Below are 17,996 nucleotides of genomic sequence, written 5' to 3' on the forward strand. Positions count from 1 at the left end.
ATGTTGGATGTATCCAGCCCACCCATCGTCCAGCCGGATCGGGAGCCGACCGACCTGCCGCCCGAGGAGATTGCCCGTTTGACGGATGATCTGATCGAAGCCTTCAAGACCGTCTATGACCCAGAAATCCCGGTTGATGTCTATGAATTGGGCCTGATCTATAAGGTTGACCTCAAGGCCGGCGGCCATGTCGATATCGACATGACGCTCACCGCCCCTGCTTGCCCTGTGGCCGGGGAACTCCCAATTATGGTAGAAGATGCGGCTAAAACGGTGGATGGGATCAATTCGGCCAAGGCCATTGTGACCTTTGACCCGCCTTGGACCCAAGCGCGTATGAGCGATGAAGCCCGTTTGGCTTTGAATATGTTATAGGTGGCACGCATGAATTCGCCAGAGCTCGTCCCAACCCGAACCCGTCGCCCTCGCCCGCAGGTGGTAAGCCTGACTGATGCTGCTGCTGAGCGCGTGCGCGATGTGATGGCCAAATCTGAAAAGCCTTATCTGCGCGTCGGCATTAAGAATGGCGGCTGTGCGGGGATGGAATATGTCATGGCCTATGCCGATGCGCCCGATCCCTTAGACGAAGTGGTGGAAGATAAGGGCGTTAAAATTCTTGTGGCCTCCAATGCTATTTTGTTTCTGATCGGCTCTGTGGTCGATGTGGAGACAACGAAGCTTCATTCGAAATTTGTCTTCAAAAACCCCAATGAAACCGATGCTTGCGGATGCGGTGAGAGCGTAACCATTGTGCCTGCTACGTCTGGGGCCTGATTTTGGCTAAGAAGGCGAAAGCCAATCCGGAATTAGATGCTTTAATTGCAACGGCCCAAGATTTGTTCGCAGGCTTGGGCGATATTCGGGTGCGCAAGATGTTTGGCGGCGCGGGTGTCTATTATGATGGGCGCATGTTTGCGCTTTTGGCCGATCATGAAATCTATCTGAAGGCTGATCGTATCAATAATCCGAAATTTGACGCCCATGATTGCCCACCTTTTCATTATGACAAAGGGGAAGGCGAGATCATCACTTTATCCTATCGGGCGATGCCAGAAACGGCGTTTGACGATGCAGACGAAGCTTTGGCTTGGGCCAAACTGGGCGTCGACGCTGCCGCCCGCGCACAGAAATAGAAATGGGCAGAATGGACTTAGCCACTATCCACCGCATTGAACAGGCTACGGCCAGAGGCTGGCCCGCCGCATGCGAGGAGCAGATTGATGGCTGGCACGTCTACTCGGGTTTAGGTTTTGTCGGGCGCACCAATTCCTGCTGGCCTTTAGCCTATCAGGGCCAAGATGTTGAAGCCTCGATTGAAGCCGTAGAGGCCCGTTATCAGGCCATGGGCCTGGCACCTCAGTTCAAACTAGTGAGTGACGGCACTGACCCGTTGGACCTATACGATAGACTGGCCAGACGCGGCTATCGTGCTGTTAGCGATGTTGCTGTGATGCTGTTTGATGGCCAAATACCTGCGCCCGATCATCCCGTTGAGATCAACCCGCAGGTCACCGACGCGTTTATCCAAATCGTCGAAGAAACCAGCCATTCAGGTGGGGATGGGCAGGAACGGATCGACATTCTGCGGCGCGTGCCTAAGCCATCTGCCTTTGGGATTATCCGCCAAAAGGGGGTGCTGGCGGCTGCAGGCCTGTGCACCTTTGCAGGCGACAGCGCCGGCATTGCAGCCATGCGTACCCAAGCCGATTATCGTAATCAGGGCCTTGCTCGCTCGGTTCTGCGGGCAATTATGGGAAAGGCTCATGAGGCTGGATATCGGCAATTCTGGCTACAAGTTGAAACCAATAATGCCGCAGCCTTGCACCTTTATGAGACAGAAGGCTTTGCCACCGCCTATTGCTATCAGACTGTGCGCTTTGCGCCGTAAAGTCGCTTGGCGTTCGAATTTAACATACGCCACCTTGCGCTACCCTTTGCCACACCTAACATATGGGCGTCCTTTGGTGCGCGCATGTGGCGACACAAAGACTGTATGGAGGCTTAAATGGCTTTGAACACGCGTTTTGCTGCTGTGGCTTTGGTTGGCGTGGCAGCAACATCGGTTTCAGGATGTGGCTATAATGCCATTCCAACCCAAGAAGAGGCTGCCAAAGCCGCTTGGGCGGAGGTTCAAACCCAATATCAGCGCCGCGCGGACCTCGTACCCAATCTGGTGGCAACCGTTCAAGGTGCTGCCGCGCAGGAAAAGTCTGTCTTGACGGCTGTAACCGAAGCGCGCGCCTCAGCCACCCAGCCAAAATTTGATGCATCCACCATCACCGATCCACAAAAATTCCAAGAGTTTCAAGCGGCTCAAGCCCAACTCTCCACCGCGCTCATAAACTTCCGCCAGACCTTAGAAGCCTATCCTGAGCTGCGTTCCTTAGAAGGCTTTAAGGCGCTGCAATCCCAACTTGAAGGAACGGAAAACCGCATCGCGATTGCACGCCGCGACTATAATGCGGCAGTCCAGACCTATAACACGACATTGCGGACGTTTCCGAGTGTGATTTGGGCAAAGACGGCGTTCTCGTCCTCCCAACCCATGCAATTGTTTCAAGCAACGGCAGGCTCTGAAAAGCCGCCGGAAGTGAAGTTCTAAGCGCGTGAGCAAGCCCGCCTTGCTGCGGCCTTCACCGAGCCGTTTCCACCGTTTCGGGCTAGCCGCTCTCTTGGGCCTAAGCTTGATGGTGGTATGCTGGATGGCAAGTCCTGTTTGGGCTGCCGACCCCAAGTTTCCGGTCCTGACTGGACGGGTTGTAGATGATGCCAACATCATTCCCGAAGAAACCGAGGGCGAACTCATTGCCCAATTGGAAGCGCTGGAGGCCAAGTCGTCGGATCAATTAGTCGTGGTGACCGTCCCAAGTTTGCAGGGTATTGAAATTGAGGAATTTGGCTACAAATTAGGCCGGGCTTGGCAAATCGGCCAAGGGGAACGGCTGAACAACGGCGTCATCCTTTTGGTCGCGCCCACAGAGCGCAAAGTGCGGATTGAGGTTGGCTATGGTCTCGAAAGCATTTTGACAGACTTTTATGCGAGCGAAATCATCCGAAACACCATTGTGCCGGCCTTTAAGGCAGGCGATATGCCGGGCGGCATAGTTGCCGGGGTCGCAGCTATTGAATCGATCTTGACCACCGATCCAGTTGAGTTGCAAGCCCGTGCTGCCCGAGGATTAAAGGAAGAAGCCAGAGAGACCGGTAGCGATCCAATCGCTGTGATGATTGTTCTGGCCTTTTTAATTTTCTGGATATGGATCATGATCGCGAATTCCCAGCGCACCCGCTTCCGGCGTCATTCTCATTGGGGAAGCGGTCCAATTGTCTTGCATGATTGGGATGACGATAATCACCGGCATGGTGGAGGCGGCTTTGGGGGCGGCTTTGGCGGCGGTGGTTTTGGCGGTGGTGGTTTTGGCGGCGGTGGCGGCTTCTCCGGCGGCGGCGGCAGCTTTGGTGGTGGCGGAGCATCGGGCTCATGGTGAAACGCGCGCACATGCATTTATCCGCGGAGGATAAGGCGGCAATCGGTCAAGCCATTGAAGCCGCAGAGACCAAGACATCGGGCGAGATTTTTGTTCTCGTCTCTGCGCGCACCGCTGATTATCGCTGGATCATGCTCTTTTATGGGGCCCTTGTCGCTATTCTTGTGCCCTTAATAGGGATGGCATTTGGCTTAAACCCCTTGACGCTCGGCAGTGTTTTTACACACTGGCAGGCTGGGGGCTGGAATGTCGGTTTTGGTGCAACCCCTGCAGATGAGGCAGCAACGGGCATGGTCCTCATTCTGGCTGCACAGGCGATCCTATTCATGCTGGTCTCTGCCCTTGACCTACAACCGGATATAGCCGCCAAACTAACTCCGGCTTGGATCCAGCGCCAACAAGTACATCGCGCGGCACGCGATCAATTCTTAGCCCATGGTCTGCACCAAACCACTGGAAAGACTGGAGTTTTGATCTTTGTTAGCCTTGCCGAGCACAAGGCAGAAATCATTGCGGATGCTGGGATCCACACCAAAGTGTCCCGCACGGTTTGGCGCGAAGTAATTGGCAAACTCGTCATAGCCGCGCGCGACCAAAAATTGGCCCATGGAATCATATTGGCCATTGAGGACAGCGCTGCAATTTTGGCGGAACATTTCCCCCGTCAGGATGATGATGTGGACGAACTGCCCAACAAAGTCATCATGATTTGAGGCTCGGCTTCTAAGCTTTGTCTGCTAATGCCTTTAAATAAATAGAATTTTTCGGGGCGGCAAACAGGCGTTGAACCATGGGTTCGAAGGCCTCTAGCGGCATGGTCTCGTAAGTCGGATCAAAGGCATTTTGGTCATGGCGATGGCAAAAGCGCGCCGTGTGCTCAAAATAGGGATGGTCGCGGTAAGCTTCGCGCATGTCGCGGTCGAGACCCAGATGATGGAAGAAATAATAGCCTTGGAAGATGCCGTGATTGGCGACCATCCAGTGATTGGCCTCGCTGACAAAAGGTTTGAGAATGGCAGCGGCAATATCGGGGTGATTATAGCTTCCCAATGTATCACCAATATCATGGAGGAGTGCACAGACGACATATTCTTCATCCATGCCATCATGATGGGCCAAGGTGGCCGATTGCAAGGAATGGGTCAAACGGTCAATCGGGAAGCCGCCATAATCGCCGTCCAATAGCCTCAGATGTGCCAGAACCCGGTCGGCCAAGCCCTTGTTGAAGGCCTTGGAATGGCCTGCAATGATGGCCCAATCTTCCGGCGTGCCCTCCATCATAGACTTAAACTGTGCTTGGTCTTGATGAAGATCCGAGTGATGGCCGTCTGCCATAATGGTGCCTCCCGATGTGTTTCAGGCAGGTTCACCTTCTTTTGGCATTTAGGCAAGGGGGATTAACCCGCCCGTCTTGCGAGCCACACACCGACTAAGACCAAGGCCCCGCCCAGCATCTGCACAAGGGTTAGGCTTTCATGCAGCCAAGCCCAGCCGAGGAAGCCCACAAGGACGGGTTGCAGCAAGATTAGAACGGAGGCGATATGGGTCGGCACCATGCCGAAACCAACCGCCAATAGGCCTTGCCCAGCAACTTGTGCCATCACACCTAAAACCAACAGTGGCCACCATTGCACGATAAAGGATTGACCGGTCGCTGGCGGCAAGAGGGGTTCGCCCGACAGGATGGTCACTGCCAAGCAGCACAGCATGGCAAAGGCCGATGAGTAGAACATGATCGTGCCCGCCCCCCATTGGTTGCGCATGCGGGCGATCGTAATGAGATAAAGCCCGTACCAGAGCGATGTCAGTGCTGATAAGCCATCGCCTACCAAGCGGTCTGGATTGGTCGCAGGGGCTCCGCCAGACAGAAGAAGCGAGCCGACAAGGGCAATCACCACCGCAACCCAATAGGCTTTTGTTGGAAGTGCCCGTGTTGTCAGCCAAGTGACAGCGACAACCACAATCGGAGTGAGGTTCGACAAGAAGGTGGCATTGGCCGCACTCGTCCGCACGATCCCCGCGTGCCAGGTGGCAAGATCACCGGCAAACAAAAGCCCGGCCAGTGCCAAGAGGCCAATTGGGAGTGCAACCGGCTTACCGTCTTCGGACTTGGGCTTGGCTTCCAAATGCGCCCAGAGCGCCAAGAGTGGCAGGGCGAAGGTGAGGCGCCAAAACGCGCTGGCCTGTGGACCCAAGGGGGAGAGCTTCACCATAATCGGGGCAAGCGCAATACACGATGCTCCAGCGGCCAGCGCTACCGTGCCGAGAAATAGCTTTTGTGCATCGGTTTGGGCCACGCGCGGTTTCCTAAAGGCCTAGGCTTGTTCGAATCTCAGCGGGGCTTGTGCCGCTTTCGCGCAGGCTGCGCAATGTGACGGACTGATTACGCTTGGCAAAGCGCTTGCCATCGGCATCCAAGATCAGGCGGTGATGATGGTAGATGGGGGTTGGCAGACCTAGAAGTTTTTGGAGGACCACGTGAATATGGGCGGCTTCAGCCAAATCTTCGCCGCGGATCACATGCGTGATGCCTTGGCGGGCATCATCAAGAACGCTTGCTAAATGATAGCTGGAGGGAAACTCTTTCCGTGCCAGAACAATATCGCCCAAATGCGCTGGATGGGCCTTGACCCAGTGGCCATTGGCCTCAAAACCAAGGCTGTCCCAATGCGCGCCTAATAGCCCAGCGCTTCGTGCCAAGGACAGTCGCCAAGCGTAGGGCTTACCGGATTGAAGAAGTTGCGCCTCTTCATCTTCTGCTAAGGGCGAAACAGGCTCTGGCCCAGAAAAGCTATGCGGGGCCGAAGCAATCGCCTCCATCAATTCTTTGCGCGTCTTAAAGCACCGATAGAGGACCCCTAGCGCCTTCAAGCGCTCTAAAGCCGCTTCATAATCGGCCATATGATCGCTTTGCCGCCGAACAGGGCGCTCCCATGTCAGGCCCAGCCAGGCCAAATCCTCATAAATTGCTGCCTCAAACTCCGGCCGACATCGGGTCTGGTCCGTATCCTCAATCCGCAGAATGAACCGACCCTGCGCGGCTTGAGCCGCATCAAAGGCCGTCCAAGCTGAAAAAGCATGTCCGACATGCAGATAGCCTGTGGGCGAGGGGGCAAAGCGGGTGGCAAACATGCCTGCTCTATGCCGCGGGGTGGCTGTCTTTGGCAATTGGCTTTTGCTAGCATGGGCTATGGCAACGACAATCCTTTCAGGCCCCCGCCGCGCTCCCGCTTCTGGTCTCCGTCCCAAGGGCCTTGTTGTCGCGCTGCATGGCTATGGCTCCAACGGCGATGATTTGATCTCGCTTGCGCCCTATTGGGATAAGCTTTTGCCGGATGTGCAATTCAGCTCGCCCCATGCGCCCACCCATGTGCCAGGCTTTGGTGCAATGTTTCAATGGTTTCCAATCGAGAGCATGGATCCGGTTCACCTTGCCAAGGGGGCTCGCGACGCGGCCCCTGTGCTGGAAGCTTTTCTCGAGGCCGAAATGGCCAATTTTGGGGTGACCAAGGCGCAAACCGCCTTAGTAGGGTTCAGTCAAGGCACCATGATGGCTCTACACGTGGGTCTTGCCTCCAAAGACCCTTATGCCGGGATATTGGGTTATTCTGGTGCCTTGGTCGGCAATCCAGTCATGGCGTCTAAGCCACCTGTTTTACTGGTGCATGGCGATCAGGATGATGTGGTCCCGTTGGTGGCGAGCCAAATGGCACAGCAGTTTCTAAAAAATGCCGGTCTTGATGCGCGCCTACACGTTTCGCCACAGGCGGCCCATACAATCGCGATGGACGGTCTACAGCTTGGTGGGGCTTTCTTGGCCCGCGTGCTTAAGGGCGCTTAGGCTGCATACGCTGAAGGCCCTTGGCGAGGGCGACGAATAAGAACCCCATAGCCAAAAAACCAAGCCCCAATCCCAAGACATACAGGCTGATCTGTTCAAGGCCATATTTGCCGACATCGAGGAAAAAATACGGATACCAATCTTCAAATCGGCCGCGCAGCAGCGCCGCACTCGTATAGAGAAGCGGCCAAGCCAACCAGATGACTGCATGGCCAAATGTCACCTCGCCTTTGTCGGCAAATGAGAGCCACCAAACAAAGGTTAAGGCGGGTACCGCATAATGCACGCCAATATCGCCAATGAGCGTGAGCCCTGAAAGATTCCGTCCCCCGCTCAACAACAGGTGATAAACTAGGCCCATGGTCGTGATATAGAAAGCGAGGGCAGCTAAAGCATGATCCGGGAAAATCTTGGGCCCCTTTGGCGAGGTCGCTATCAAGCCCATACTGACCGCGATCAGACTATTGGTCAGGATGGTGTAATAGCCGGTCAGTCGCCAGAGGCTGTCGGCAAAGCTCATGCCGTCACGCATGGTCCAACCAATGCTGATCCAGGATTGCAACAAGAGAGCTGCGCAGGTGAACAGGCAAACTAAGCCCGCACTAAGTTTGGCTGCTGAAAGTGGCGTTTGGGTCGGCATCGCCCAGTCACTGGCAGAGCAACTGCATCGACACAAATCCATATCGCATCTGACATGTTTTCTTTGCAGTGAATCGGTTACTGATACGGTGCAGAGCAGGAGGAAGCCGTTTTCAACAGGCCACACCACACAAGTCTCGCTATCGGCTGTGCCGATCCAAAGCAGCTCGCTTCCATGAAAAGAGGAGGCGGCCATGCACATTGACCAGCTAGAGCTGGCCTCTGCCCACCAACCGGCTAAAACCCAATCCAGTTTGGCAGGGTTTCCGGCTCTGGTTTTGAACGCCGATTATCGGCCTTTATCCTATTACCCTTTGTCGGTTTGGTCGTGGCAGGATGCGGTCAAAGCAGTCTATATGGACCGGGTCGAGGTCGTGGCTGAATATGATCAAGCCGTCCATAGCCCTAGCTTTGAGATGCGGCTGCCCAGCGTGATCTCCTTGAAGGAATATGTCCAGCAAGATCGCGCGCCAGCCTTCACCCGCTTCAACTTGTTTTTGCGCGACGGCTTTAAGTGCGCTTATTGCCATGCCACCGAGGATCTGACGTTCGACCATGTTGTGCCTCGGTCCAAGGGCGGGAAGACCACGTGGGAGAACATTGTCACTGCCTGCTCACCATGTAACTTGCGCAAGGGTGGCCGCAGCTTACGTGAAGCCGGAATGACACCCCGCAAGCCACCGCGCCGGCCAACCATGCATGAGCTGCAGGCTATGGGACGCAAATTCCCGCCTCACCATTTGCACGAAAGCTGGGTCGATTGGCTCTATTGGGATGTGGTACTAGAGGCCTGATCCAGCCTGCCTAACATCATTGTAACCTTACCCCAGCTATAAAGCGGGATTTGCCCCTTTCGATACGAACTTTAAGCTCCTATGTCGGAAATAAGGCCGCAATCGTATGGGCCCAAGGAATACGTCGATGAAGCGCTCTTTTGGACCAACCAGTGCGATTGCTCGCGAAACCTTGCGTCGAGGTATGGGGCGTATGCGCGAAGCTGGTCCATTACTGCGCAAAGGTCGGCTGGCTGGGCTCGGCTTACTTGGCGTTTTGATTGGTTTTATACAAAGTGTTATCCAACTGGCGATGCGGGAAGCCTATGAAGCTCTCGACCGGCGTCATGAAGCGCAGATCAAAAAGGGTAGTGAACAGATGGGACGGCGACGCGAATGGCGCGAAGAGGATGACGAAGAGGACCGCAAGGTCTATAGACGCAAAATGGAAGACGCGCGCCGCCGCTTTGAACTTGAGATTCGTGCCGCGCGGGATATCCAGCGCGAACAACGCCGCGCCCAAGGGCGTACGAAAGCAGCTTGGACAGTTGCTTCCGTTGGGGCAGGCATTTTTCTAGCTGCCGTTATTGGCGATGTTTTGAATCCACTTGCCGGTATCGGCTTTGGTATCATGGTTGGTGGAGCCATTTCGTGGATTGGCTCATTCTTCCTCAACCGCGCTCCAAAGCAGGTGGCTGGCGCGCCAGCCATCCCCGTGCCGCGCCGCCCTGAGATTGAAACACCCACGGTCAGCGAAAATGCGATGCCGCAGGGCCGCACAGAATTAGTGCAGCAGGTTTTGGCCGACGCAGCAAACGCGTTACGCGCTTTGGATGGCACGCTGTCACGCTTGCGCCACCCAGATTCTGTGGCTTCCGTCGCGCGTATCGTTGCGGTGGGGAACCGGCTCATGATGATGGTCGCGGCAAATCCTGAGAAGCTAGCCATTGCCCAGCGGGTTTTCACCTATTACTGCCCCGAGACTGTCAAAGTGGCCGAAGCCTTGGCGAAAATCGAATCTGACCCCGCGCCCGATATGGAGCGAATCGCCGGAACGCAGACCATTTTGAAGAAGCTCGAAGTGCTGTTTGAGCGGACCGAGTTAGAGCTCAAAGCCGATGAAGGCAAGGAATTGGATATTGATTTGAAGCTATTGGACCAATCGATCGAGTCTGACCTGCGCTATCAATAGGGACGCTTTAGACCTTTTGGCAGACCGCAATCGCAACCCGGCACCCGGCCTTGATAACGGCTTCTAAGACGGGATGGCCAAATGCATCCTTTGCGCCTTCCGCGATAGCCTGATCCTTGTGCGCGATCTCTTCGTCGCGGAACCGGCTGATCATAGCCGAAAGCTCAGGTTCGTGATCGCCTAATTCTTCAATCTGCTCACGATAATGGTCTTCGATCACTTCCTCGACCGCTGCAGTGCAGGCGTGGGCGGCCTTCTCGCCCATGAGCGCCGTCACAACGCCAAGGCCAAACCCTGCAGCGCTCCAGATCGGACCGAATAGGGTCGGGCGGACTTTGCGTTCAAGCAGCAATTTGTCAAACGCGGCTTTATGCACGGCTTCATCGGCTTCTTGCGCGGCGAGTTGGGCAGCAATTTTTCGTGCGCCGGGTAAACGCGAGAATACGGCGCGCTGGCCTTCATAAATACGGGTCGCTCCGAATTCACCGGCATGATCGACCCTTAGCATCTCGGCAACACGGTCCTTCACAAAGCGACGGCCAGGTGCCGCAGGACGGCTGGTACGGGTTGTGGTGGTGGCGTTAGACATCTGATTTCTCTGTCAAACCGTGGGGATAGAAAACACTCAAACCAGAATACACAGCCAGTTTCAGCGAGATCAGCATATTCCAACCCGCCATGGAAAGTCCAAGGAATATCCAAGGGGCTTGATCACAGCCCTTTACTTGTATGGGCTGGTTTAGAGCACCTAATAAATCTGTTGGGATGGCACCTGCCGTGCCTGCCGTGCACGACGGCAGACCGGGCCACCACTTATACTCAACCCCCGCATGAAAGCCCGCTATGACCGCGCCGCCAACAAAGGCGAAGGTCAACAAGAGGTTGAGCGCGCGATTTGATAGCTCTGCCCCTTCCATGCGTCGGGCCACGAGGGCCAGCGCAGCGATGGCAGCCGCGATCCAATAGGCTTCTCGCTGGTGCAAACAAAGCGCACAAGGGGCAAGGCCGCCAAAGCGCTCAAAGCCATGCGCAATGCCCAACATAGTCAGGCTGGATGCCAAGGCGATCCACGGCCATTGGGCCAAGATGAAGCTGATGAATGGGCGCAGTCGCATGATCCAGATATAGGCCGATCTTTAGGCCTCGAACAGGTCAAGACGCACGCGACACGCATGCGGCTTATTGTCCGAGCAAATTGCCAAGCCAAGGCAGGTGCTCCCGCACGAGGGTTACCGCAAAGCCGGCACCGGCAAATAAGCCCCAAATCATGACCGCCAGAAAAATTGACCAAGCCAAGCCCAACAAGCTTCCCGCAAGCGTAAACAGTCCATCGGTTTGCAAAAGGCCCACGGCGATCAGGGTAATCGCAAGTGATGGGATGGTGTTGGTGATCGGCAGCATGATGGTGATTGAGGCAATCGCACAAATTGCCCCAACCAAGCGCTCGGCCAAACCACGCGCCAGGAAAGTGACGCGGGGTTTAGAAAACACAGTGGTCCAGCGTAAGCGCTTATCGGCAAAGTCAGCAATCGATTCAATCCAAGCTGACTTCGCCCGTGCCTCCAGAGCGCGTTTGGGCAGCCAAACTTCTTTCGCACCAAAGGCCATTTGTATGGCCAGCAAGAAGATGGGGATAGCGATCACCTGCGCGCCAGGTAATCCCGGCACCAAACAAGGAATGGCAAACAACAGGATCAAGAGGCCAAAGGCGCGTTCATCGAGCTGGTCAACTATATCACCTACCGATGCTCCATCGGGTCCGGCAACTTTTTTGAGGCTAACGATGACGTCGATAAAGCTCGCGGGTGGCTCTGGCGCGTCAGACGCGGGGGCAGGGGCAGATGTCATGGGCTGTCTATACGCCGCGCCTAACTGATTGCCAATGAGTCCCGGTCACGGACAGCACGCGCTCTGACTTTTGCAGCGCTACCTTGCAGGAAGTTGCAGAAAATCCGATTGCATTCACGGGCAAGCCCGTTTAGGAACTGCCCTCCCGACCGTGCCCCGGTGGTGGAATTGGTAGACGCGCTGGACTCAAAATCCAGTTCCGAGAGGAGTGTCGGTTCGAGTCCGACCCGGGGCACCATTCTTCCTGTGTCAGAATGGTTTTCTTTGATGCGCTCTGCCGCCGCTGGGGCGGGCTCGCTCAATGCTCGCATCAGGGCTGCGCTGAGCTGGTTCGAGACTAGTCCGGCTCTGGGCACCATGTATCTTCCAACAAGTTTGTCGACTTCTTTGAGCCAGGGAACTGCGTGGCAAAGTTGTCAGCGGGCGCAAAATCCAAACAATTCGACTAAAACCCCACTCATTTCTGACAGACAAGTCTAAGGCTTTGCTGCGACGATAGGGCGTCTCAGGAGGGCGCTATGGATGTTTCGTCATTGATGAATGCTAAGATGCAAGCTCAAGCTGCCCAGTTACAGGTGGCGGCGCTGCGCGCGGTTCAAGAAACGCCGGGCCAAGAGCGGACGCTCTCGACCTTGTCGCAAGCCATTGTTCAAACACAAGATGCCTTTGCGGTCAGTGCCGCAAAAGCCATTAGTGGAATTGATATTCGGGTCTAGCTCTTCTTTTGGCCTGGCACAGGTGGTGGATTGGAAACGTCCACCCCAGCCGTTGCCAGCGCATTTTCAAGCTCTTCTTGATTAAAGCCCGAAACCAATTTGCCATTGATCACAAAGCCGGGTGTGCCACCAATGTTGAGATTTGTGGCCTGCTCACGCATGCCCGTTAGGGTGGCCTCGACTTGGGGCTTCTCCATATCCGCCTTCAGCTTTGGTACATTCAATCCGATTGATGCGGCAATCTGGAAGATTTGTTCTGGATTAAGGTCGCCTTGCGCCGTCATCAGCGCATTGTGCATGGGCAGATACTTGCCTTGGTTGTGCGCCGCGATTGCTGCTTTAGCCGCAATGGTGGAATTCTCCGACAGAATTGGCAGTTCCTTGAAGATGACGCGTATATCTTTGCGCGTTTGCATCAGATTAGCCACCCAACCTTGGGCCGCGTGGCAGAAGCCACATTTATAGTCAAAGAATTCGATGACTGTGATTTTGGCATTGGCTGGACCAAAGCTGAATTGGGCATGCTCGCTCTTCAAGGTCTTGAAGGCCGCAGCGACTTTTTCATTCTGAAGGCGAGCTTGCTTGGTTTCGAACGCCCGTTGGGCTTCGAGAAGAATTTCGGGGTTTGCAACCAGTTCGTCGCGGATAAGAGCGCGCACCGCCGCTTGCTGCTCCGCCGTCAGCGCTTTCAATACGTCTGAATTGACTGCGCCGGGCGTCACTTGGGCTGCAGTCGCCTTGGCTTCACCGGTCTCAGCCGCTTTGTCGGCTGGCTTTGTGCAACTGGCGAAACTAAAGGCTGCAACAAACAGGGCAAGAAACGAAACACCGGTGTGAGGGCGCATCTGCGGCTCCAAGAAACAAGATTGAATTTGAGCGTGTTATTACATTCTAACTCTTAATGTTTTGCATGCGTTTCCGCGTGGTCATGATCGTGAGTCAGATCGTCCAGTTCAATCACCCGCAAAAGTTCAGTCTTAGTCTCAGAGGTAGCCTTTTTGGACGCCAAAGGTGCTTCAGGCAGAAGCGTTAGGGGACGCGGATCATTGCCTCGCCGACCTGCTTTGGTGACCATGGGCAAAGTGATCGTCGAAATATCAAAGGCCCGCCGCCATTCCGGCGTTGCACGCACCAAATTGCGCATAGCAAGGTCTGAGAAACGGTGCGCTCGCAACATATCACCGAGGTTATAGGCTTCTTCTGCTGTGGCTAAGCGGGCAAGGCCCACTTGCCCATTTCGGTCCGCCACAACGGCCAATTGGTTCCACGCGAAAGCGTTTGTTGGTTCGAGGCGCAAGGCTGAACGCAAGCGGGCTTCGGCTTCTGCCCGTAATTCTGGCCGCTCGGTCGCCAGAAGCGAGCGCGCAAGACCAATCAATAACAAGGACTCATTCGGGGCCAAAGCCACCGCGCGCCGGTTTGGCTCAATCGATTCTTCGGGCTTGCCATTTTCATAATAGATTTGCCCCAAAAGCTCGTAAAAGAAGGGGTTTTCAGGTTGTTCTGCGATGAGTTTTTGGGTCTCTCGCACGGCCGTTGTCATATCGGGTGCGCGGAAGGCGGCCACCGCACGGGCATAACGTGCATATATCGACTGATCTGAGGCAGGATATTTCACAAAGGTGCGCGCTGGTGTGTAGAGAAAGGCTTGGATTTTCGCCTGCATCATTTTCAGCCGGTCGATGTCGGCCGGGCTGTCTTCGGCATCGCGATTGGTTTGTTCATTCACCCGGTTCTGCAACGCTTGAATTCGATCACCCGACAAAGGGTGAGAGCGGAAATAGGGTTCGCGGCGGGAGTCAGCGAGGATTTCATTATAGCGGAACTTCGTGAAAAACTCGAGCAGGCCGCGACCAGATTGGCCCGTTTTTTCAAGGAAAGTCACCGCAGCCTGATCTGCGCTGCTTTCTTGTACGCGGGTGAAGGTAAAGAAGCTCAACATGGCGAATTGTTGCGAACTGGCCAATAGGGCCGCACCCGCATCGGGTGCACCGGCTGCGATCGCCAAAAGACCAAGCGCAATCGTCACATAAGCCGGCCGCATCGCCTCGCGGATATTCGCATCAGAGCGCGCGAGATGGCCGCCGGAAATATGGCCTGTTTCGTGCGCAATAACGCCCTTCAACTGGTTTGGCGTTTCAGTTTCAAGGATCAAGCCCGTGTGGATAAAGACGTTTTGACCGTTGGTAACAAAGGCGTTCAGCGTCTTGTCGCCAACAATGTAGATTTTGACATCATTGGGCGCGAGGCCTGCTGCTTCAAAAATCGGGTTTGAAAAATCGCGGAGGGTGCGTTCAATCTCAGCGTCTCGGATAAGGGATTGAGCACGCACGTCTAAGGGGGCTAAAATGAAGGCTGCAACAAGGCTCAAAGTACGAAGACGCGGCATTCTGCGGAATGGGGTCTTTCGCACCTTTGTGTCCTTATCGATGGCAGTGTCTCTTATCATTTTGGACCCTTCATCCTTTCTGCGCCCGATCGATCAGGGAGTTCACCCTATCATCAAACTGTTTTCATGGATAATAGGGCATTTTCGCGGCAGGAGGATAAACCTCAGCTGAAACCGTGACAAAGCGTGTCACGATCACGTGTGCCGGACAAAACAAGGGCCAGATTCCAATAGGAAGCTGGCCCGTTTTCTTAAGGTAGGTGCTAGGCTTTAATTGCCGAACAGTTTTTGCGCATTGCGGGACCACCACCCACTTTTGCGTGGGGCAGCGGGTTCCGTGCTTATCGGCTCAACCGGGGTTTCAGTTGAGGCCGCGGGGGCTTCAGCTACTGGTTCGGCAGCTATCTCAGCTGTTGGAGCGGTAATTTCCTCAGTGGCTTTGGCAGCAGCTTTTGACCCGCGTGCTGCCCGTTTGGCCGGGGCCTTTTTGGCTGGTGCTTCGGCGGCTTCTGCTGCAGGCTCCACAACAACAGGCGCTTCAGTGGCATCAGCTTCCGAACCCGCTTCGGCTTCTGTAGCCTTCTTCCGGCTTGGTCGTTTCCGCTTTGCTGGAGCTTCGGAGACGGGGAGGGGCTCCACCGCCGCAGGCAGAGTCAAGTCAATTGCCCCTGTATCAGTCTCATCGCCCGCTACATGGATTGTCTCCATACCGGCAATTTGTGGTTCTGCCTCACCGGCTTCGGACGACGTGCGACTTTCGCCTTGACCTAAACGCATGGCTTCACCTTCGCGTCTGCGGCGACCGCCCCGGCGTCCACGGCGACGGCGACGGCGGGCTTGGGCTTCAGCGGGTGTTTCCCCTTCAGGACCGGCTTCTTCTTCGCTTTCGGCATCGTCACCGCTACCGGCTTCGGAAGCCTCAGCGGCCTCCCCGTCGGTTTGGGAAGCCTGCGCGCTCTCGCTGTCACCAGCTTCGTCGCGACGGCCGCCACGACGACGTCGGCGACGGCGCTTGCCCCCTTCGCGTGGGTTATCCCCGTCTTGGCCTTCTTTGGCGCTCACACGCGCTTCACCGTCACCATCGGCTTCGGCCTGATCCTCATCTTCATTGTCTTCAATGATTTCATCATCTTCATCGATGGGGTCATCAATTTTTACATAGACCGGCACAAAATCGTCTTCGAGTAATTCTTCGCCCAGTTCGACGATCTCAAAGCGACATTGGCCAGGTGTCATGTCTGACTCAGCAAAGACGCGCACAACAAGCCCGCGTTCTTGCACGAGACGGGTCAAGTGGTCGCGCTTTTCATTCAGAAGATAAAGCGCGGTCTGAATATCTGCGTGAAGGGCAACTTCGCAATCCTTCCGATTGGCGACTGCGGCCTCGACCGAGCGAAGCGCTTGCAAGCTGGCCGATTCAGGTGAGCGGACGCGGCCTGTACCGTCGCAGGTTGGGCAGATGTGGCTTGAGCCCTCTAACACGCCAGTCCGGCGTCGCTGACGCGAAATCTCCAAGAGACCAAAGCCTGAGATTTTGCCCATTTGAACACGGGCGCGGTCAAACCGCAGCGCGTCTTTCATCTTCTTTTCAACCGCCCGATCATTGCGGTTTTCTTCCATGTCGATGAAGTCGAGCACGACAAGGCCAGCCAAGTCGCGCAAGCGCATTTGCCGTGCGGCTTCTTCGGCGGCTTCCAGATTGGTTTTCAAGGCAGTCGATTCAATCGAACGTTCTCGCGTGGAGCGCCCCGAGTTTACGTCTATCGCGACCAATGCTTCGGTTTGGTTGATCACGATATAGCCACCCGAACGTAATTGAACGATGGGTGAGTGAATGCTTTCAAGCTGACTTTCTACTTTCATGCGCGAGAATAAAGGCGTTGCGGCCTTATATTGCTGCACTTTTTTCGCGTGGCTTGGCATAAGCATTTTGATGAAGTCTTTGGCTTCACGATAAGCTTCTTCGCCTTCAACCAAGATCGCGTCGACATCTTTGTCGTAAAGGTCGCGGACCGCGCGCTTAACCAAGTTATCTTCTTCATGGATCAGGGAAGGCGCAATCGACTTCATCGTGCGCTCGCGAATATCATCCCAAAGGCGCAGTAGATATTCATAGTCTCGTTTGATCTCGGTCTTGGTGCGTTTGGCCCCTGCCGTACGAATAATCAGACCCATGCCCTTGGGCACTTCAAGCTCGGAGATAACCGACTTTAACCGCTTGCGGTCACCCACAGCCGTGATTTTGCGCGAAATACCGCCACCTCGTGGCGTGTTGGGCATCAAGACGCAATAGCGCCCAGCGAGCGACAAATAGGTCGTCAGCGCCGCACCCTTATTGCCGCGCTCTTCTTTGACAGCTTGGACCAGCATGATCTGGCGACGGCGAATCACTTCTTGGATTTTGTAGCGACGCTGGGCCGCCCGACGGGCGCGAACCTGTTCGTCATCGCCATCGCCTTCTTCATCGAGGGCAGCCTGCTCAGCTTCTTCCGCAAGCAAGGCTTCGCGGTCGGCGGCAGGAATTTGATAATAGTCAGGATGAATTTCGCCAAACGCGAGGAAGCCATGGCGATTGCCGCCATATTCGACAAACCCTGCTTGTAAGGATGGTTCTACCCGCGTGACTTTGGCGAGATAGATATTGCCACGGATTTGTTTTTTGGACGCAGATTCAAAGTCGAAGTCGTCGATTTGGTTTCCGGCGAGCACAACTACCCGGGTTTCCTCCGGATGAGCTGCGTCGATCAGCATTGTTTTGGACATAGATGTAAGCTCCAGCGCGCTGGCTCGGCCGCAGGGCAACGCAGTGGCGTCGTCTCCCGGTCAATGAGCGCGAATCGTCAAAGGTTGTTGGTAAAAGTCGGCGCTGAACGAAGCGCGATGGGAGAGCAGCACCCAGATCCCGGCCTAATGGCCCACGCGAATGGCGCAAAAGCGTCATAGCTTCGCCTTGGATCAAAGTCTCTTGAAACAGAGTGGCGCGCAATGTCATCGCCGCGGAGCGTCCCGACTTAGAATATGCCAAAAAGGCATATTGAATGAACTGGTTGAGACTTGGCTTTGAGGTGCACAAGTCTGGTTCCAAAAAAGCAATACGGCGAAGATCAAAA

At 55.3% G+C, this 17,996-nt stretch carries 21 protein-coding genes and 1 tRNA gene; 12 read left to right on the forward strand and 10 right to left on the reverse strand.

The annotated features are described in order from the left end of the window. The 7 genes from B7364_RS03910 (at position 1) to B7364_RS03940 (ending at position 4,201) form a co-directional block, all read left to right on the forward strand. Positions 1-375, forward strand: a complete 375-nt coding sequence (locus tag B7364_RS03910) for a DUF59 domain-containing protein (protein WP_408606322.1) — start codon at positions 1-3, stop codon at positions 373-375. Between the two features lie 9 nt (positions 376-384). Next, a complete protein-coding gene (locus tag B7364_RS03915; RefSeq protein WP_085338635.1) occupies positions 385-774 on the forward strand; it encodes a HesB/IscA family protein in 390 nt (129 codons plus the stop codon). Between the two features lie 2 nt (positions 775-776). After that, on the forward strand, positions 777-1,133 hold the full coding sequence (locus B7364_RS03920; protein ID WP_198534023.1) for a TfoX/Sxy family protein: 357 nt from the start codon (positions 777-779) through the stop codon (positions 1,131-1,133). Between the two features lie 11 nt (positions 1,134-1,144). Next, positions 1,145-1,888 (forward strand): GNAT family N-acetyltransferase, encoded by a 744-nt coding sequence (locus B7364_RS03925; RefSeq protein WP_157893470.1) that lies wholly within the window; start codon positions 1,145-1,147, stop codon positions 1,886-1,888. Positions 1,889-2,005: 117 nt separating this feature from the next. Next, positions 2,006-2,602, forward strand: a complete 597-nt coding sequence (locus tag B7364_RS03930) for a LemA family protein (RefSeq protein ID WP_085338637.1) — start codon at positions 2,006-2,008, stop codon at positions 2,600-2,602. 4 nt (positions 2,603-2,606) lie between these two features. After that, positions 2,607-3,488, forward strand: a complete 882-nt coding sequence (locus tag B7364_RS03935; protein ID WP_232780800.1) for a TPM domain-containing protein — start codon at positions 2,607-2,609, stop codon at positions 3,486-3,488. A gap of 11 nt (positions 3,489-3,499) precedes the next feature. Continuing rightward, positions 3,500-4,201, forward strand: a complete 702-nt coding sequence (locus tag B7364_RS03940) for a TPM domain-containing protein (RefSeq protein ID WP_157893471.1) — start codon at positions 3,500-3,502, stop codon at positions 4,199-4,201. 10 nt (positions 4,202-4,211) lie between these two features. Here B7364_RS03940 and B7364_RS03945 read toward each other — a convergent pair whose 3' ends face one another. The 3 genes from B7364_RS03945 to gluQRS form a co-directional block, all read right to left on the reverse strand. Beyond that, on the reverse strand, positions 4,212-4,823 hold the full coding sequence (locus B7364_RS03945; RefSeq protein ID WP_085338640.1) for an HD domain-containing protein: 612 nt from the start codon (positions 4,821-4,823) through the stop codon (positions 4,212-4,214). Positions 4,824-4,885: 62 nt separating this feature from the next. After that, the gene (locus B7364_RS03950) at positions 4,886-5,785 is read right to left on the reverse strand and encodes a DMT family transporter (RefSeq protein WP_085338641.1); all 900 of its coding nucleotides are present in this window, start codon (positions 5,783-5,785) and stop codon (positions 4,886-4,888) included. A gap of 10 nt (positions 5,786-5,795) precedes the next feature. Next, positions 5,796-6,620 carry a tRNA glutamyl-Q(34) synthetase GluQRS gene (gene gluQRS / locus B7364_RS03955; protein ID WP_085338642.1) on the reverse strand — a complete coding sequence of 275 codons (825 nt, stop codon included), beginning with the start codon at positions 6,618-6,620 and terminating at the stop codon, positions 5,796-5,798. Here gluQRS and B7364_RS03960 point away from each other — a divergent pair. Next, complete coding sequence (locus tag B7364_RS03960) at positions 6,619-7,329, forward strand: alpha/beta hydrolase (RefSeq protein ID WP_232780801.1); 711 nt, start codon at positions 6,619-6,621, stop codon at positions 7,327-7,329. The genes gluQRS and B7364_RS03960 overlap by 2 nt on opposite strands. Here B7364_RS03960 and B7364_RS03965 read toward each other — a convergent pair. Next, the gene (locus B7364_RS03965) at positions 7,316-7,969 is read right to left on the reverse strand and encodes a Pr6Pr family membrane protein (protein WP_085338643.1); all 654 of its coding nucleotides are present in this window, start codon (positions 7,967-7,969) and stop codon (positions 7,316-7,318) included. The genes B7364_RS03960 and B7364_RS03965 overlap by 14 nt on opposite strands. Positions 7,970-8,162: 193 nt before the next feature. On the opposite strand from B7364_RS03965, the gene B7364_RS03970 reads away from it, so the two are divergent. After that, positions 8,163-8,762 (forward strand): HNH endonuclease, encoded by a 600-nt coding sequence (locus B7364_RS03970; RefSeq protein WP_085338644.1) that lies wholly within the window; start codon positions 8,163-8,165, stop codon positions 8,760-8,762. 127 nt (positions 8,763-8,889) lie between these two features. After that, the gene (locus tag B7364_RS03975) at positions 8,890-9,933 is read left to right on the forward strand and encodes a 5-bromo-4-chloroindolyl phosphate hydrolysis family protein (RefSeq protein ID WP_157893472.1); all 1,044 of its coding nucleotides are present in this window, start codon (positions 8,890-8,892) and stop codon (positions 9,931-9,933) included. A 7-nt stretch (positions 9,934-9,940) separates the two neighbouring features. Here B7364_RS03975 and B7364_RS03980 read toward each other — a convergent pair whose 3' ends face one another. The 3 genes from B7364_RS03980 to B7364_RS03990 form a co-directional block, all read right to left on the reverse strand. Beyond that, the gene (locus B7364_RS03980) at positions 9,941-10,522 is read right to left on the reverse strand and encodes a demethoxyubiquinone hydroxylase family protein (RefSeq protein ID WP_085338646.1); all 582 of its coding nucleotides are present in this window, start codon (positions 10,520-10,522) and stop codon (positions 9,941-9,943) included. Continuing rightward, positions 10,515-11,048 (reverse strand): disulfide bond formation protein B, encoded by a 534-nt coding sequence (locus B7364_RS03985; RefSeq protein ID WP_085338647.1) that lies wholly within the window; start codon positions 11,046-11,048, stop codon positions 10,515-10,517. Before B7364_RS03985 ends, B7364_RS03980 begins: the two co-directional genes overlap by 8 nt. 64 nt (positions 11,049-11,112) lie before the next feature. Further along, the gene (locus B7364_RS03990) at positions 11,113-11,781 is read right to left on the reverse strand and encodes an exopolysaccharide biosynthesis protein (protein WP_085338648.1); all 669 of its coding nucleotides are present in this window, start codon (positions 11,779-11,781) and stop codon (positions 11,113-11,115) included. A gap of 153 nt (positions 11,782-11,934) precedes the next feature. Here B7364_RS03990 and B7364_RS03995 point away from each other — a divergent pair. Both B7364_RS03995 and B7364_RS04000 read left to right on the forward strand, forming a co-directional pair. Further along, positions 11,935-12,019 (forward strand) — tRNA-Leu (locus tag B7364_RS03995). Positions 12,020-12,299: 280 nt separating this feature from the next. Continuing rightward, positions 12,300-12,497, forward strand: a complete 198-nt coding sequence (locus tag B7364_RS04000) for a hypothetical protein (RefSeq protein ID WP_085338649.1) — start codon at positions 12,300-12,302, stop codon at positions 12,495-12,497. Here the strand turns inward: B7364_RS04000 and B7364_RS04005 are convergent. The 3 genes from B7364_RS04005 to B7364_RS04015 form a co-directional block, all read right to left on the reverse strand. Continuing rightward, a complete protein-coding gene (locus tag B7364_RS04005; protein ID WP_085338650.1) occupies positions 12,494-13,342 on the reverse strand; it encodes a DsbA family protein in 849 nt (282 codons plus the stop codon). The two genes, B7364_RS04000 and B7364_RS04005, sit on opposite strands and share 4 nt — an antisense overlap. Before the next feature lie 53 nt (positions 13,343-13,395). Continuing rightward, a complete protein-coding gene (locus B7364_RS04010; protein WP_106407552.1) occupies positions 13,396-14,946 on the reverse strand; it encodes a M48 family metalloprotease in 1,551 nt (516 codons plus the stop codon). A 210-nt stretch (positions 14,947-15,156) separates the two neighbouring features. Continuing rightward, positions 15,157-17,649 (reverse strand): ribonuclease E/G, encoded by a 2,493-nt coding sequence (locus tag B7364_RS04015; RefSeq protein WP_085338652.1) that lies wholly within the window; start codon positions 17,647-17,649, stop codon positions 15,157-15,159. Positions 17,650-17,996: the final 347 nt, after the last annotated feature.

The organism is Aquidulcibacter paucihalophilus, assembly GCF_002105465.1.
GTDB classification, from domain to species: Bacteria; Pseudomonadota; Alphaproteobacteria; order Caulobacterales; family Aquidulcibacteraceae; genus Aquidulcibacter; species Aquidulcibacter paucihalophilus.